This window comes from Mesorhizobium sp. M0016, assembly GCF_040324035.1.
Taxonomy (GTDB): Bacteria; Pseudomonadota; Alphaproteobacteria; order Rhizobiales; family Rhizobiaceae; genus Mesorhizobium.
In genome coordinates, this window is sequence record NZ_JAMYVM010000008.1 from 115,910 (window position 1) to 132,029 (window position 16,120).

The window sequence follows — 16,120 nt, forward strand, 5'->3', positions numbered from 1 at the left end:
TCGGCGCGTCCTGACGCGACCTCCCAGCACCGACAGATGACGCTAGCGCTCCAGTCGAACCGACCCCCTCTCGCCTGCCGGCCATCTCCCCCTCAATGGGGGAGATTAGCGCCTCACCGGCTGGCTACCGGATTTCAGCCCTGCAACAAGAATTGCGGCCTCGATGGCGGCTGACGGTTGCGGTTCTGGCGAAATCCGGCCAGAAGCATCTGGCCGGCAACCGGCCGGCCCGCGACGTTGCGCTTGAAACCAGATACGGGAGACTATTGGGTGGCTCGCATAACACTGAGACAATTGCTCGATCACGCCGCCGAGTACGGCTACGGCGTACCCGCTTTCAACATGAACAATATGGAACAGGGCCTCGCCATCATGGAGGCGGCCGAGGAGACCAAGTCGCCGGTCATCCTGCAGGCAAGCCGCGGCGCCCGCGCCTACGCCAATGACGTGGTGCTGGCCAAGCTGATCGACGCGCTGGTCGAAATCCACCCCGACATCCCGGTGTGCATGCATCTCGACCATGGCAACAACGAAGCCACCTGCGTCACCGCCATCCAGTACGGCTTCACCTCGGTGATGATGGACGGCTCGCTGAAAGAGGACGGCAAGACGCCAGCCGACTATGCCTACAATTCCGGCATCACCCGGCGCGTCGTCGACATGGCGCATTGGGGCGGCGTGTCGGTGGAAGGCGAGATCGGTGTGCTCGGTTCGCTTGAGAGCGGCGGCGGCGAGCAGGAAGACGGCCACGGCGTCGAAGGCGCGATCAGCCACGACCAACTCTTGACCGACCCAGTGCAGGCGGTCGAGTTCGTCAAGGACACCCATGTCGATGCGCTGGCTGTCGCCATGGGCACCAGCCACGGCGCCTACAAATTCTCGCGCAAGCCGGACGGCGCGGTGCTGGCGATGAATGTCATCGAGGAAATCCACCGCCGCCTGCCCAACATGCATCTGGTCATGCACGGCTCGTCCTCGGTGCCCGAGGACCTGCAGGAGATCATCAACAAATATGGCGGCCAGATGAAGCCGACCTGGGGCGTGCCGGTGGAAGAGATCCAGCGCGGTATCAAGCACGGCGTGCGCAAGATCAACATCGACACCGACAACCGCATGGCGCTGACCGGCGCCATCCGCAAGGTGCTGACCGAAAACCCGAGCGAGTTCGATCCGCGCAAATATCTGACGCCGGCGATGGCGGCGATGCGCAAGCTGTGCAAGGAGCGCTTCGAGCAGTTCGGCACCGCCGGCAATGCCCAGAAGATCAAGCCGCTGCCGGTAGCTGAGATGGCCAAGCGGTACAAGTCGGGCAGCCTTGATCCGAAGTTTGGGTGAAGTACCTGGCGCCTCTTCCTTCTCCCCTTGTGGGGAAGAAAGAAGAGCTCTTGACATAAAAAAGGCCGGGCGCGAAAGCGGCCCGGCCAAAAGAAGGTCAAGAACCTTCAGAGGGGAACACCGCTCGGTGGAATGGGAGGAAACCGCCGAACGATAATTCCTATATGCGCGTATTCGCGGCAGATGGCGACGAACGGCTTTCTAAAAGAACGTGAGATTCGGAAATTTCGTTCTCGTTTTGAAAGATTTCAGCCGGCTGAGCGCCGGTTTCCAGGAGATCGGCGTAGTGCCGGCGCGCCACGTCGGGATGCGAGCGCAGGCGGCTCTTCAGCACATTGGTACCGACATTGCGAAACAGCGGATTGTCGGGATCGCTGGCCGGACCCCGCGCCTCGGCCGCCAGTTCCTCGGGCAGGTTGAGCAGCGGGATCGTGGCGTCGAGCCGGGCGCTGAAGAAGAAGGGCACCGAAATCCGCTCGACACCGGCCGGTGGCGTTACCACGCGGTGGACCGTTGCTCTCAGATACCCGTTGGAGGCCAGCTCGAGCAGTTCGCCGATGTTGATCACCAGCGTGTCGGGCAGCGGATCGACGTCGACCCAGGCACCGTCATATTCGACCTGCAGCCCCTTGCTCTCGTCCTGCAACAGAAGCGTCAGGAAACCGCCATCCTTGTGCGCGCCGACGCCTTGGTTGTCGCCGGTGGCGTCGCGGCCGGGGTAGCGCACGATCTTCATGCGATGGTTGGGCTCGGCCCGGTAGACGGGATCGAAGGCGTCCTCGGCCTGATCGAGCGACAAAGCGAAGGCCCGGAGCAGCCGGATCGCCACCGCCGTCGCCTTGGCCTGCCATGCGAGTAGCGCCGGCTTCAGCTCGGGCAGCGTGGCCGGCCACTGGTTGGGCCCTTGCAGCCGCGTCCAGGCGGGCACGCCGGGGCCTTGTTCGATGGCCGGGCGTTCGACGCCGATGTCGAGCTGTTCGCGCCAGTCGGCCTTGCCTTTGGTCAGCTCGCCGCCGGCGCGCGTATAGCCGCGGAACTGCGAGGACTTCACCATTTCGATCGCCAGTTTGTCGGCTTCCGGCAAGGCAAAGAACCGGCGCGAGGCGTCGAGCACTTCTGCGGTATCCGCAGCCGATATGCCGTGGCCGGTCAAATAGAAGAAGCCGACATCGCGCGCGGCCGTGCGCAGGTCGAAGAGAAACGTTCGCCGCTCGGAAGCGCCCTGTTCGAGACGGCCGAGATCAAGCACGGGTACGATCCTGGGCATGGTCAAGCTCCTTGTTCCGCTGTCACGGTGGCACGCAGGCCGGTCCGATCAAAGCAACGCGCAATCCAATCTCGGCGCCGATAGAGAAAGCCGGCGCTGCGTTTGGCAGCCTGCCGGCAAATAACGTTCGTGGCGCTCATCCGCGCCGGTCCAGCCTGGCGACCAGCCGGTCACCGACCCACTGGATGCCGCAAACGAGGATGATCAGCACAATGACCACGGCGACCATGACGCTGGTCTCAAAACGCTGGTAGCCGTAGCGGATGGCGAGGTCGCCAAGCCCGCCGGCACCGATGGCGCCGGCCATGGCCGAGGCGCCGATCAGGGTCACCAGCGTCACCGTGAAACCAGCAACGATGCCGGGCAAAGCTTCGGGCACCAGCACCTCACGGATGATCGTCCAGCGGTTGCCGCCCATGGCGCGCGCCGCCTCGATCAGGCCGCGATCGACCTCGCGCAGCGACACTTCGGCGATGCGGGCATAGTAGGGCGTCGCCGCAATCGACAACGGCACGATCGCCGCCCAGGTGCCGATCGAGGTGCCGACGATCAGCCGCGTCACCGGGATCAGCGCCACCAGAAGGATGATGAAAGGCACCGAGCGGAAGCCGTTGATGACGGCGCCGAGCGCGCGGTTCACCCACAGGCTTTCGGCAATGCCGCCGCGCTCGGTGGCAATCAATGCCAGGCCGAGCGGCAGCCCGAAGACGAGCGAGATGAGGCCCGATGCCGCCGTCATCAGGACCGTCTCCCAGATCGAGCGCAGCAGAAGTTCAAACAGAACCGGCGACATGGCCAAGCACCTCCACCCGTGCGTCGCGGGCCTTCAGGAATGCGATTACTTTGGACAGATGTTTCGGATCGTTGCCCGCGACCGCAAGGAACAGCGTGCCGACCGGCTGCTGCTGGACATGGTCGATGCCACCATGGACGAGGCGGAACCGTCCCGGCACGGCCACCGCAAGATCGGACAGCAGCGGACCGCGCGCGGCCTCACCTGCGACGTCGACCCTGAGGATGAGCTCGGCGCCGCCTCCGGGAGCAAGCCGGCCGGCAATCTCGGCCGGCAGTTGCGGGCGGATGCCGCCGAGCAGGCTCCTGGTGATTTCGGAACGCGGCTCGGCAAAGACCGACCACACCGGGCCTTGTTCGACGATGCGCCCGGCATCGATCACCGCGACGCGGTCGGCGATCGAGCGGATCACCTCCATCTCGTGGGTGATGAGCAGGATGGTGAGGCCGAGCTGCCGGTTGATGTCTTTCAGCAAGGCCAGGATGGAGCGCGTCGTCTCCGGATCGAGCGCTGAGGTCGCCTCGTCGGACAGCAGCAGCGCCGGCCGCGCGGCCAGCGCCCTGGCGATGCCGACGCGCTGCTTCTGGCCGCCCGACAGCGAGGACGGATAGGCCTTCGCCTTCTCCGACAGGCCGACGAGGTCGAGCAATTCGGCGGCGCGCGCCAGCCGTTCGGCCTTTGGGCGGCCCTCGATCTTCAGCGGCAGCGCGACATTGTCCTCCACGGTCTTGGCCGACAGCAGATTGAAGTGCTGGAAGATCATGCCGATGCGACGCCGCAGCGGCTGCAATTCACGCTCGCCGAGCCGGCCGATCTCGCGGCCCTCGATGAAGACGTCGCCGGAGTCCGGCCGCTCCAGCCCGTTGAGGCAGCGGATCAGCGTCGACTTGCCGGCGCCGCTGCGGCCGATGATGCCGAGGATCTCGCCCTTGCGCACCGTCAGCGAGACGCCGTCGAGCGCAGGCGTCGCGCCAAAGCGGCGCTTGAGGTCGACCAGGCGTACGACATCTTCTTGCCCGGCCGATATATTGACCGGACCGGATGCCTCGGCCGTGACGTGCTGGTTCATCTCACTGTCCGTTTCAACGCTCGACAAAATGCGACAGCGGCCCGCTCAACAGCGGGCCGCCTGCTCCTGACAACCAGGCGCCAATCAATAGGCGCTGATCCCGGTGCCCTTGTAGACCTTGTCGAACTCGGCCTTGACCGCCTCGTTCTGGTAGGACGCGACCAGCGTCTTCACCCACGCCTCGTTCTCGTTGCCGGATTTCACGGCGATGAAGTTGCGGTAGGGGTTGTCGGCCACTGGCTCCTGGGCGATGCGGTTGTCCGGGCCGAGACCGCTCTTCAGCGCCCAGTCGGTGTTGACGACAGCCGCGTCGAGATCCTCGACCGAGCGCCCGACAATGCCGGCATCCAGTTCCTTGATGACGACCTTCTTCGGGTTCTCGGCAATGTCGGCGGTGGTCGCCAGGATGCCGGTGCCGTCCTTCAGCTTGATCACGCCTTCGTTCTGCAGAACGCGCAACGCGCGGCCCTCATTCGAGGGGTCGTTGGGCAAGCCGATGACGGCGCCTTCGGGCAGGTCGGCAACCTTGGTGTATTTCTTGGAGTAGAGGCCGATCGGCCAGACGCCGGTGTAGCCGACGCGCACGATGTGGTACCCTTGGGTCTTGATCTGGTTGTCGAGATAGGGCTGGTGCTGGAAGGCGTTGGCGTCGATCTCGCCGCGCTCGAGCGCCTCGTTGGGCTGGGTGTAGTCGTTGAACACCACGGTCTCGACGGTCAGGCCTTTTTCGGCGGCCTGGGCGACGACGACGCGCCAGACATCCTCATCCTCGCCGCTGATGATGCCGACCTTGATAGACTTCTTGTCCTCGGCGAAGGACGGCGTCGGCTGAGCCAGACCGGCAAGCGTGACGGCCGAGGCAAAAAGTGCCGCAAGGGCAGCTCGCCGGCTGATGGCTGAAAAAAGAAGAGAGCTGGAAGCGTTTCCGCGTTCGGACATTGTCGATCCCTCGTAATCCTGAAGTCATTGCGGCGAGGTGGAATACCAAGCCTTGACGACATCATCGGCAATGCTGCTTGCCGGATCAAAGAACCGCATTTCTTCTCAAACACGAAGCCGGGAATATTCTCTCAAAGATTTCGCAATTGCGAGAACGGTCACGCCGGACCGGTCAGAATGTCTCGACAAAGGGCCGCAGCTCGACCTCGAAGCTCCAGGCGCTGCGATGCTGGCGATGGGTCGCGAGATAGGTCTGCGCGATCGCATCGGGCGACAGCTGGCTGTCCGGTCGCTCGGGCTTCGTCCCGACCGGCTCGATCTGGCCGTCGATAATGAAATGGGCGACATGGATGTTCTTCGGGAAGAGTTCGCGCGCCATCGACTGAGCCAGACCGCGCAGGCCGAATTTCGGCATGGCAAAGCCGGCGGAGTTGGGAAAGCCCTTGATGCTGGCGGAGGCGCCGGTGAAAAGAATCGAACCGGAGCCGCGCGCAAGCAGCCGCCGCGCCGCTTGCTGGCCGACCAGGAAGCCGCCATAGGCGCCGACAAGCAAGGCTTGTTTGACCGCATCGGGATCGACCTCGGCGATCGGGCCGCGCGTGCGGCCGCTGGCATTGAAGACGGCAAGGGCCAGCGGGCCTTGCTTGTCGGCGGCGTCAAACAGGCCGGCGACGGAGGCCGGATCGGCGACGTCGGTTTCGACGGCCAGCGCGCCGGTTTCCCCGACCAGCGCCGCGAGTTTGGCCGTGTTGCGGGCGGCCAGCACCACACGATAGCCTTCCGTGGTGAGAAGGCGTGCCAAAGAGGCGCTCAGGCCCGCACCCGCGCCGGCGATCACTGCGACTTCGGATGCCATGTCGTTTCTCCTTGGCGATGACGTGTTCGTCTCATAGCTGGCGTCTTGAGCGGCGAGACGCAAGAACGACGTTGCTCGATTTTCGCTGTTCGGTGAAAAACCCTGCCGGCAGGTTCGGAGCAATCGACCGCGGCCAGGGTCTTGCCTGGCGAGACAATCCGTCCGACAGGTGATTGCGTTGGAATCGCAAACGGTGTCGCAAGGGAGTCGACCGTGGAACCAATCTGGGCCGTCGGCCTGATGACCGGCACCGTGCTTGACGGCAATATCGACGTGGCGCTGATCAAGACCGATGGCGAGCGGATCGCCGATTTCGGCACCTATACGCTGGCCCCCTACCCCGCAGCGATCCGTGCCTTGCTGGAGAAGACGCTGCGTCAGGCCCGGGTGTGGAATTTCGACGGGCCGGAGCCGGCGATCTTTGCCGAAGCCGAGGAGGCGCTGACGCGGGCGCAGTCGGCGGCGGTGAAGGACCTTGTCGAAAGCTACGGCCTGACCATGGGCGATATCGGCGTGGTCGGTTTTCACGGCCAAACCGTGCTGCATCGTGCCCCGCAACCCGGGCGGCGCGGCGATACGCGCCAGTTGGGCGATGGCGCGCTGATGCATTCCATTTTGGGCGCCAAGGTCGCCTATGATTTCCGCTCGGACGATGTGCGCGCTGGCGGCCAGGGCGCACCACTGGCGGCTGCCTACCACGCGGCGCTTTTGAGGGAAGCCGACGCCAGCGGGGACACCGCTGTGCTCAATCTCGGCGGTGTCGGCAACGTCACTTGGTGGGACGGCAAGGACAACATCGTCGCCTTCGACACTGGCCCGGCCAACGCGCCGCTCAACGATTTCATCAAGGCAAACGGCCTCGGCGAGATGGACCGCGACGGCGCACTGGGCGCGGCCGGCACCGTCGATGAAGTGCGGCTGGCCAAATTGCTCCAGCATCCGTATCTGACCAAGCCCTATCCGAAATCGCTCGACCGTTTCGACTTCGGCGCCGCCATGGCCGACGGCCTCGGCGCAGAGGATGGGGCGGCGACGCTGACGGCCTTCACCGTCTCGGCCGTCGGCAAGGCGCTCGATTTGTTGCCGCGCCGGCCGAAGCGGCTGGCGGTCAGTGGCGGCGGCCGCCGCAACCCGACGATGATGGCGATGCTGGCGAGGCGCGCCAACGTCGAGGTTGTGCAGGCCGAGACACTGGGCTGGAAAGGCGATGCGGTGGAGGCCGAATGCTTTGCCTTCCTTGCCGTGCGCGTGCTGCGCGGCCTGCCGATCAGCTTTCCCAGCACCACCGGCGTGCCGCGGCCGATGCAAGGCGGGCGGCTGGCAGGTTAGAGCTTCTTCTGCAGGAAGATGCGGCTGCGGCCGACGGGAAAGTCAGGCAGTTCGCCGAAGCGCCGGTAGCCTTGCCGCTCATAGACTTTGGCCGCTGTCGGATTGAACGTATCAATCCAGGCGTTTTGGCAGCCGCGCTTGACCGCTTCCTCCTCGGCAGCGCCCAGCATGTCGCCGGCCATATGCCGGCCGCGCAGGCGTTCGTCGACCCACAGCCACTGCACATAGAGCCAGCCCCAGGCGGTGTATCCCGAAATGCCGGCGACGACAGCGCCGTGCTCATCACGAACGAAGACGGCGATCGGCTTGCGGCCGGAGGGGCCGACATCGCCGTCATTGAACGCCGTCAGCCGCTCGGCCAGGAAGGCGAGGTCGTCTGACGAGGGGTCGGCAGTGGTTTCAAGCGTCGTCTTCATCCGGGCGGGGCTCGCATGGCAAGCCAAGCTCTAGCGAAGGACGGGATGAGAACGCAAGCTTTACGGCTTGATGGGCAGCGGCGATCGCCATGACCCCGCTGCTGCCGCAACCAGCATCAGCACGGCGGCGACGATGGCGCAGATGGCAAAGCCGAACGATGAATAAAGCGGCCCGAAGCTGGTGGTGCCGATGAAGACGGCGAGGTAGGTGACCGAGCTGTTCAGGCCCATGATGGTGCCACGGCGCGACGGATCGAGCGCGGTAAGGCGCATCACCAGCACGTTCAGGCCGAAATGATTGGCAAGGCCCCAGATGGCGATCATAGCCAGGATCAGCACGAAATTGCTGCTTGCGAGCGCGATCGCGACATAGACGACGGCGACCAGCAGATAGGCGAAAGGCATGACGCGCCGTGCGCCGATGCGGTCGATGACGCCGTCGAGGAAGGCCGCGGCGCCGAAGCCGGCGCCGTAGGCGAGTGCGGCCAGCGCATTGGCGCTGACGGGCTCGCCCAGATCCTGGTGCAGATGATCGCCGAGATAGCCGTAGACGCCGTAAAAAGCGGTCATGAAGGCGGTGCAGGCGATGAGCAGCGGCACGATGCCCGGAATGGCCAGCGCAACGAACGGCGACGGCGCCGGGCCGCTCTTCCTGACGTCGCTGAGCGAGGTCATCGACAAGGCAGCAAGCGCAATGGCGGAAAGCACCGCGACGGCGGCGAAGACGGCGCGCCAGTGCACGAGATCGGCAAGCACGGCCGACAGCGACACGCCGGCCACCATGGAGACCGTCCAGCCGGTCAGCACGACGCCGATCGTGCCGCTTTCGCGGCCGGGCGGCGCAATTGCCGCTGCACTGGCATAGATGGCCGGCATGGCGACGCCGGCGGCGATGCCGGCGACGGCCTGGGCCGCGACCAGCATGATCACCGTCGGCGCCAGCGCGCTGGCGAGAAGCCCGACCGTCAGCAACAGCAGAGCGCCCTGCAGCATGCGGCGGGCGCCGACGCCGTCGATATAGCGGGCGAGGAACAAAGCGCTGGCGGAAGTGCCGAGACCGAAGGCAGCCGACGCGGCCATCACCGCCGGCACGCTGGTGCCGAAGGATGCGGCGACTGCCGGAGCAATTGGACCCAGGACCAGCGAGTTCGAGCCGATGACGGCGATGCAGCCGGTCAGGAGATAGGCCAGCGCCGGGATCGGCTGATGGAGCGTTGCAGCTTGATGCGCGTTCGTCATCGGGTCATAATGGCCGAACTGAATTCCGCGACAACAAGGAATTTCGATATGGACGAAGAAACAGATGGGGTTCTGCAGAATAAGGTAGCTCCCCGAGAGCTCGACGCAATCGACCGAAAAATATTAGGCGTGCTGGTCGAGGATGCGACGATCAGCTACGCCGAACTTGGCGAACGCGTCTGCCTGTCGCCGCCGGCGGCGCATGAGCGGGTCAAGCGCCTGCGGCGCAGCGGCGCCATCCGCGGCACGGCTGTGATCATCGACCCGAAGGCGGTGAAAAAGCCGCTGCTCACCTTCGTGCATATCGATACCAAGGGCTGGGGCAAGACGCCGGAGCTGATGGCCGTTTCGCAATATCCTGAGGTCGAGGAAATCCATTCGGTGGCCGGCGACACCTGCCTGCTGCTCAAGGTCCGCACCGAGGACACCAGGGCGCTCGAAGGCCTGCTGGCGCGTCTCTACGAAACGCCCGGCGTCACCTCGACGCGAAGCTATGTCGTGCTGTCGACCTATCTCGAGCGCCCGGTGCAGCCCGAGATCACCGCGCAATGGCCGACGCCCCGGCATATGGCCACGCCGTTGTACTGATCTGCGCTATCTTCGTCTTGCCGGGGCCACAACAATCCTTCACAAACGGCACCCTATATTGATGCCAGGCATTGATTTGGGGTGACGAGAGGCGCGGCTTGGAATTCGAACTGAAAACCATCGAGGCGCTGGCCCCCGATCAGGCGTCGCTAAGCGCCGCCTCGAAGCTCACCAAGCGCTCGAACTGGCCGCGGCTGGAGAAGAACGAGCAGCAGGCGCTGATCTGGGGCGAATGCCAGGGCTCGGGATCCAACCCCTATCGCACCGTCGTCGACACCGGCGACCACGGCTACAAATGCACCTGCCCGTCGCGAAAATTTCCCTGCAAGCACACGCTGGCGCTGATGTGGATCGCCGCCACGGCGCCGGCCAGCTTCACATCAGCCGAAACAACGCCGGAATGGGTCAATGACTGGCTTGGCCGGCGCAGGAAGAGTGCGCCCCCGCCGGTCGACGCAAAGTCTGGCAGGGGCGCGTCTGGCAAGAGCATTGGCGAGGCCTCGCAGGCAGAGGAAAGCACCGTCGATGACGCCGCCGCGACGGAGCGCCGCGAGACGGCGCAGCGCAAGCGGGCGGAAGATACGCGCACCGCGGTGGCAGGCGCGCTGGACGAACTCGACCAGTGGATTGCCGACCAGCTGCGGCTCGGCCTTTCCGCCTTTGCCGACGCCAGCAGCGAGCGCTGCCGCCGCATTGCCGCCAGGCTGGTCGACATGAAAGCAACGGCGCTTGCGGGACGCATCGACGAAATCCCGGCCCGGCTAATGGCGCTGCGCAGCGAGGAACGGCCGGACGCGGCGATCCGCGAACTCGGCAAGCTGGTTTTGCTGGCCAAGGCCTGGCGCTCGGCGCCAGACGATCCCGAATTGAAGCGGCTGGTGTCGGCATCCGAAACCCGCGACCAGGTGCTGGCCAATCCCGATGCAAGACAGGTCGACAGCCAGTGGGAAGTCATCGGCGAGAAGATCGAGACCCGCCGCGACGGCCTTGTCAGCCATTCTACCTGGCTGCTCGACCTGAAAAGCCCGACGCCGCAATTTGCGCTGCTACTCGATTTCTTTCCGGCCTCGGCCGGCCGCCGCTCTGCCGCGTTCACACCTGGCGACCGGTTCGATGCAAGGCTGGTGTTCTATCCGTCACGCCAACGGCTGCGGGCGCTGGTAGCGGAGCGCAAGGGCGATGTCGTGTCGGGCGCCTGGCCGGATTTCGGCCTCGGCATTGTCAAGGATCCGCTGGCGGCGCATGCGGCGCACCAGGACGCAGCACCCTGGTCGACCGATAGCCCGCTGATGCTGCCTGCCGGCGCGATCCTGCTCGATGAGCGCGGCACCGCCTGGTGGCAAGCGGCGCACGACCCGCAAGGGATCGCCCTGCCTGTCGCCGGAACCGTCGATCAAACCGTGCTCGGTCTCGACCTTTCGGCAACGGCAGCCCTGTGGAACGGCGCGCGGCTCGATCTGCTCGCCGCGCAAAGCGGCTTCGGGAGGCTCGATCTGTCATGAACGAGCTCGAGCAAACCGGCCTGGCGACGATGCGCGACTGCTGGATCACCGGCGGAACTGCGTTCGATCTGGCGCCAGCCGCGTGGAAGGAAATCGCCGGCGGCGCAAGCCCGGACGAACGGGAGCGGCTGTTGCTGGCCATCGCCGCGCAGGCGCTCGATGTGGGCTTAAGGCCAGCCGCGCCGAAGTCGCTGAAGCGGCGCCCGCCGCTGCCGAGGCTTGGCCTGCCGCTGCTGCCGGAGCGGTTGCGGCCGCTGTTGCGGGCTGCCTTGAAGAACACCGCCGATGCGCGGCGCAAGGCGCGCGTGGCGACGCTCGTCGCCGGCCGTGGCTACGTGCTGCATCCGATGGACTGGATGCCGTCGGCATCAGACCAGAACAGCCCTGACATCTATGCGCCGTGGATCGACTGGCAGGCCAGCGTCGAGGGGCTGAAGATTGCGCCGCAGGAGCAACTGACGGTGCAGAACTGGGATGACTTTTACCCCGCCGCGCGCCGTATCGCGTTGACCGAGATGCGCCGTCGCGATCCGGCCACGGCCCGCAGCCTGATGGAAGCGAAGGCGCCCGGCGAGCCGGCGGAAGTCCGGCTGGCACTGATCGAACTCATGCATTTCGGCCTGACGCCTGAGGACGCGCCGTTCCTGAAAAGCCTGGCCACTGACCGCTCCGGCAAGGTGCAGGAACTGGCGAGCCGGCTGCTGGCGAGGTTGGGCGAGCACGGTCGTGTTGGTGGCGGTGCCGACGATCCCGTTGCCGAACTTGCCACCTTCATCGCAGAAGGCAAATCCGGCTTTATCCGCCGCCGCACCACCTACACCCCGGCAAAACTCAAATCCCCGGCGCAGGAAAAGCGCCGCGCCGAACTGTTCGAGACCTGCAATCTGGTCGACCTTGCTTCCCGATTTGGGGTCAGCGAACCCGATTTCATTGCAGCCTGGCAGTTCGGTGCCGACAACAATGCCGACATCCAGATCTCACGAATGGTCGCCGCGTCGGGCAGCGACGCTGCAGTAACGCAGATGGCCGACACGCTGATCGCCGAGGGTGGCAAGCCGGCACTGTTCGTGCTGCACCTGACACCGCGCCTGGATAGCCGCAGGAAGCGTGTCCTGGTCAGATTGATCCTGAAAGATACGCCGCAGTATGTTAGCACGCTCACCCTTGCCGAGGGCTTCGAAGCCAACTGGCTGGATTGGCCCGACCTGACGAACGGCCAGAGCTTGGCGGTGTTGCGTTCGGCTGTCGCCGGCAATGATGACGCGATGAAGCGAACCGTCGACGACCTGTTGGAAACTTTGGGCTTTCTGGCCACTGCGGCGACAGCGGAAAAATTGATCGAGCATGTCGTTGCGGCCGGCATGCCGCCGGCGGCAGCCTCGCTCGCTTTCCTGCGCCTCAACGCGGCCCTGACGGGAACCAACCCATGACAATCCGGAGAACAGCACCATGAACGCAGCCATCCGCCTCCCCGTCGAGCAGGCCTATGCCGCTGAACTGCAGGCGCTGGCGCGCAATGACGACAAGCAAAAACCTGCGGGATGGAGCCTCTCGCCAAAGGCCGTTCTGACCTACCTGCTCGGCGGCAAGGCAAGCGACGGCACCGTGATATCGCCGAAATATGTTGGTCGCCGCCGGCTGATGGAAACCGCGGTGGCGACACTCGCTACCGACCGCGCGCTGCTGTTGCTCGGCGTTCCCGGCACCGCCAAGTCCTGGGTGTCGGAACATCTCGCCGCCGCCATCATGGGCAACTCGACGCTGATCGTGCAGTGCACGGCCGGCACCGACGAGAACCAGATCCGCTACGGCTGGAACTATGCGCAGCTTTTGGCCAAAGGGCCGAGCCAGGAGGCGCTGGTGCCGACGCCGCTCTACCGCGCCATGGAGAGCGGCAAGCTATGCCGGCTAGAGGAACTGACGCGCATGGGCTCGGACGTGCAGGACACGCTGATCACCGTGCTGTCGGAAAAGATGATGCCGATCCCGGAGCTCAACACCTCGCTCTATGCCCAGCGCGGCTTCAACATCATCGCCACCGCCAACAATCGCGACAAGGGCGTCAACGAACTGTCCTCGGCGCTGAAACGCCGCTTCAATGTGGTGGTTCTGCCGCTGCCCGAAGACATGGCCGAAGAGGTGGCGATCGTCTCCAAGCGGGTCGACGAGATGGCCGGCGGCCTCGACCTGCCGGTGCCGAAGAATGTCGGCGAGGAGATTGCGCGCGTGCTGACCATTTTCCGCGAGCTGCGCTCGGGCGCAACCGCCGACGGCAAGGTGACGCTGAAGACGCCTTCGGGTTCGCTCTCGACCGCCGAGGCGATCGCCACCATGGTCGGCGGCCTCAGCCAGGCGGCGTGGTTCGACAGCGGCAAGCTCGGCGCCGAAGGCCTCGCCGCCAGCCTTGTCGGCGCCATCGTCAAGGACCCGGTGCAGGACAAGGTGGTGCTGGAGGAATATCTCGAAACGGTGCTCAAGAAGCGGCCGGACTATGCCGGCTATTACGCGGCGCTGAACGCAGCGATCTGAGGTCATGAGCGACGTCGCCTATTTCGGCATCCGCCATCACGGGCCGGGCTCCGCCGACAGCCTGGTGCAGGCGCTGCGGGACTTGCAGCCGGTCGCGGTGCTGATCGAAGGGCCGAGCGACGCGTCCGCCCTGCTGCCATTGCTGGCGCGCCCGCAGATGCAGCCGCCGGTGGCGCTGCTCTGCTACCCCGAGGACGATCCGGCCGCGACAAGTTTCTGGCCGTTCGCCGAGTTCTCGCCGGAATACCAGGCGGCGGTGTGGGCGGTGGAGAACAAGGCGGCATTGCGGTTCATCGACCTGCCGTCATCGGCACGGTTCGCGGCACCGGCAACCGACGACACCGACAAAACGGCTGACGCCGACAAGCCCGAACCCAAGGACGAAACCGGTGAGGATGGCGAGCCCGCATCGCATCGCGACCCGATCGGCACGCTGGCTGCGGCCGCCGGCTATGAAGATGGCGAAAGCTGGTGGGCCGACATTATCGAGCAGAATCCGCAGCCGGGTCCAATCTTCGCTGCCATCACCGATGCGATGACGACGCTGCGCGACGGCGAATGTGCGATCGCGCCGTTCGAGGCCAAGCGTGAAGCGCATATGCGATTGGAAATCGCCGCCGCGCGCAAGGAATTCGCCGGACCGATCGCCGTCGTCTGCGGCGCATGGCATGTGCCGGCCCTGCAGGCCGCGCACACGCAGAAGAACGACCAGGCGCTGATCAAGGGAATTGCCCGGCGCAAAAGCATCATGACATGGGCGCCATGGACCGGGCCGCGTCTTGCGCTGGGCTATGGTTATGGCGCTGGCGTCGTCGCGCCCGGCTGGTGCAAGCATCTGTGGCGCACACGAGGGCGGCGCGACGCCGCGACGCTGTGGCTGGCGACGATCGCGGCGGTGCTGCGGGCGAAGGGCCATCTGGTGTCGACCGCGTCGCTGATCGAGGCCGAGCGGCTTGCGCGCACACTGGCTGCCATTCGCGAGCGGCCGAAGCCCGGCTTCGAGGAATTGCGCGATGCCGCGATCGCGGCGCTGTTCAACGGCGAAGCGGTGCTGTGGGCGCTGGTCGAGGCCGAGCTGCTTTTGGGCGCGGATGTCGGCGAGATTCCGCCCGACACGCCGCTGGCGCCGCTGATCGAGGACCTGCAGCGCAACCAGAAGGCGGCGCGGCTGAAGCCGGAGGCGCTGGAACGCGAGCTGTCGGTCGATCTGCGCAGCGAAAGCGGACTGTTTCGTTCGACATTGCTGCACCGGCTGAACGTGCTTGGCGTGCAATGGGGCAGGCTGGCCGACGCCGGCCGCAGCCGCGGCACCTTTCGCGAAAAATGGACGCTGGCCTGGGAGCCGGAATATGCCGTGCGCCTGGTCGAGAACCTGATCTACGGCCCGACTATCGAAAAGGCCGCCAATGGCCGCCTGATCCAGATGCTCGGTGCGGCCGCGAGCCTCGACACGCTTGCCGCCCTTGTCCAGAGCGCCATTACGGCGGATCTGTCGGAGGCCGCGAGCGCCGGCCTTGTAGCGTTGGAGGCGCGCGCAGCGCACAGCAGCGAATGCCTGGAGATGCTGGCCTCGGTGCCGCCGCTTGCCGACATCATCCGTTACGGCGAGGCGCGCAAGACCGAAACCAACCGGCTGTCCGGTTTGTTGGAACGGTTGATCGTCGAAGGCGCGATCGCGCTGCCCTATGCGGTGCGCGACCTGGACGAGCAGGCCGCCACCACGCTGGTCGGTGCTGTGCGCAAGGCCGACACGGCGATCCGGCTGGTCGAGCCCGGCGAAGGCGTGCTCGATGCATGGCGCAACGGCCTGACCGGCGTGCTGGAAGGTCCGGGCTCGACGGCGCTGCTCGCCGGCTGCGCCGCGCATCTGCTCTATGAAGCCGGCCAACTGTCGGCAGAGGACGCCGCCGGGCTGCTCGGACGCAGGCTGTCGCCGGGGACGCCGGTCGCCCAGGCAGCGGGGTTCTTCGAAGGTTTCTTCAGCACTGCCGGCCAGCGGCTGATCTACGACGAGGGCCTGCGCGGCGCCGTCGATGGGTGGCTGAAATCGCTCGACGAGGAAGCTTTCATCGCGCATCTGCCATTGCTGCGCCGCGTCTTCTCCAATCTGGACTCGATGGAGCGGCAGCGGTTGATCGAGGCCGTGCTCGGCCGCACCGCAAGGTTGCCGGCCGGCCTGACGCCGGCGCCGGATGGCGGCGAGGGCTGGCGCCGTCACCTGGAGCGGCTTGGGCCATTGCTGGCGGGCGGAGTGTGAC

General features: G+C 65.7%; 14 protein-coding genes. 7 read left to right on the forward strand and 7 right to left on the reverse strand.

The window, feature by feature from the left end:
- The first annotated feature begins 270 nt into the window (after positions 1 to 270).
- The gene (gene fba / locus NKJ88_RS14630) at positions 271 to 1,335 is read left to right on the forward strand and encodes a class II fructose-bisphosphate aldolase (RefSeq protein WP_023729260.1); all 1,065 of its coding nucleotides are present in this window, start codon (positions 271 to 273) and stop codon (positions 1,333 to 1,335) included.
- 160 nt (positions 1,336 to 1,495) lie between these two features.
- Here fba and NKJ88_RS14635 read toward each other — a convergent pair whose 3' ends face one another.
- From NKJ88_RS14635 to NKJ88_RS14655, 5 genes are all read right to left on the reverse strand, one after another.
- Positions 1,496 to 2,602 carry an isopenicillin N synthase family dioxygenase gene (locus NKJ88_RS14635; RefSeq protein WP_352444473.1) on the reverse strand — a complete coding sequence of 369 codons (1,107 nt, stop codon included), beginning with the start codon at positions 2,600 to 2,602 and terminating at the stop codon, positions 1,496 to 1,498.
- A 136-nt stretch (positions 2,603 to 2,738) separates the two neighbouring features.
- On the reverse strand, positions 2,739 to 3,395 hold the full coding sequence (locus tag NKJ88_RS14640; protein ID WP_023668578.1) for a methionine ABC transporter permease: 657 nt from the start codon (positions 3,393 to 3,395) through the stop codon (positions 2,739 to 2,741).
- Entirely contained in the window at positions 3,376 to 4,464 is a 1,089-nt protein-coding gene (locus tag NKJ88_RS14645; protein WP_023687042.1) for a methionine ABC transporter ATP-binding protein, read from the reverse strand. Before NKJ88_RS14645 ends, NKJ88_RS14640 begins: the two co-directional genes overlap by 20 nt.
- A gap of 84 nt (positions 4,465 to 4,548) precedes the next feature.
- Positions 4,549 to 5,403, reverse strand: a complete 855-nt coding sequence (locus NKJ88_RS14650; protein WP_023668580.1) for a MetQ/NlpA family lipoprotein — start codon at positions 5,401 to 5,403, stop codon at positions 4,549 to 4,551.
- A gap of 172 nt (positions 5,404 to 5,575) precedes the next feature.
- Entirely contained in the window at positions 5,576 to 6,259 is a 684-nt protein-coding gene (locus tag NKJ88_RS14655; RefSeq protein WP_023668581.1) for an SDR family NAD(P)-dependent oxidoreductase, read from the reverse strand.
- 213 nt (positions 6,260 to 6,472) lie between these two features.
- Between NKJ88_RS14655 and NKJ88_RS14660 the strand changes: the two genes are divergently transcribed.
- The gene (locus NKJ88_RS14660) at positions 6,473 to 7,588 is read left to right on the forward strand and encodes an anhydro-N-acetylmuramic acid kinase (protein ID WP_352444476.1); all 1,116 of its coding nucleotides are present in this window, start codon (positions 6,473 to 6,475) and stop codon (positions 7,586 to 7,588) included.
- Here the strand turns inward: NKJ88_RS14660 and NKJ88_RS14665 are convergent.
- Both NKJ88_RS14665 and NKJ88_RS14670 read right to left on the reverse strand, forming a co-directional pair.
- Positions 7,585 to 8,004: a GNAT family N-acetyltransferase gene (locus tag NKJ88_RS14665; RefSeq protein WP_023684459.1), complete on the reverse strand. Its 420-nt coding sequence runs from the start codon at positions 8,002 to 8,004 to the stop codon at positions 7,585 to 7,587. The two genes, NKJ88_RS14660 and NKJ88_RS14665, sit on opposite strands and share 4 nt — an antisense overlap.
- 60 nt (positions 8,005 to 8,064) lie before the next feature.
- A complete protein-coding gene (locus tag NKJ88_RS14670) occupies positions 8,065 to 9,243 on the reverse strand; it encodes an MFS transporter (protein WP_023696650.1) in 1,179 nt (392 codons plus the stop codon).
- A 48-nt stretch (positions 9,244 to 9,291) separates the two neighbouring features.
- On the opposite strand from NKJ88_RS14670, the gene NKJ88_RS14675 reads away from it, so the two are divergent.
- The 5 genes from NKJ88_RS14675 to NKJ88_RS14695 all read left to right on the forward strand — a co-directional run bounded on the left by NKJ88_RS14675 (position 9,292) and on the right by NKJ88_RS14695 (position 16,119).
- A complete protein-coding gene (locus NKJ88_RS14675; RefSeq protein WP_023724276.1) occupies positions 9,292 to 9,831 on the forward strand; it encodes an Lrp/AsnC family transcriptional regulator in 540 nt (179 codons plus the stop codon).
- Between the two features lie 98 nt (positions 9,832 to 9,929).
- Positions 9,930 to 11,333 (forward strand): SWIM zinc finger family protein, encoded by a 1,404-nt coding sequence (locus NKJ88_RS14680; RefSeq protein WP_023684463.1) that lies wholly within the window; start codon positions 9,930 to 9,932, stop codon positions 11,331 to 11,333.
- Entirely contained in the window at positions 11,330 to 12,763 is a 1,434-nt protein-coding gene (locus tag NKJ88_RS14685) for a DUF5691 domain-containing protein (RefSeq protein WP_023732190.1), read from the forward strand. Before NKJ88_RS14680 ends, NKJ88_RS14685 begins: the two co-directional genes overlap by 4 nt.
- 19 nt (positions 12,764 to 12,782) lie before the next feature.
- Positions 12,783 to 13,862, forward strand: coding sequence for an ATP-binding protein (locus tag NKJ88_RS14690; protein WP_023834853.1), 1,080 nt, complete (start codon positions 12,783 to 12,785; stop codon positions 13,860 to 13,862).
- A gap of 4 nt (positions 13,863 to 13,866) precedes the next feature.
- Positions 13,867 to 16,119, forward strand: a complete 2,253-nt coding sequence (locus tag NKJ88_RS14695) for a DUF5682 family protein (RefSeq protein WP_352444480.1) — start codon at positions 13,867 to 13,869, stop codon at positions 16,117 to 16,119.
- Position 16,120 lies beyond the last annotated feature (1 nt).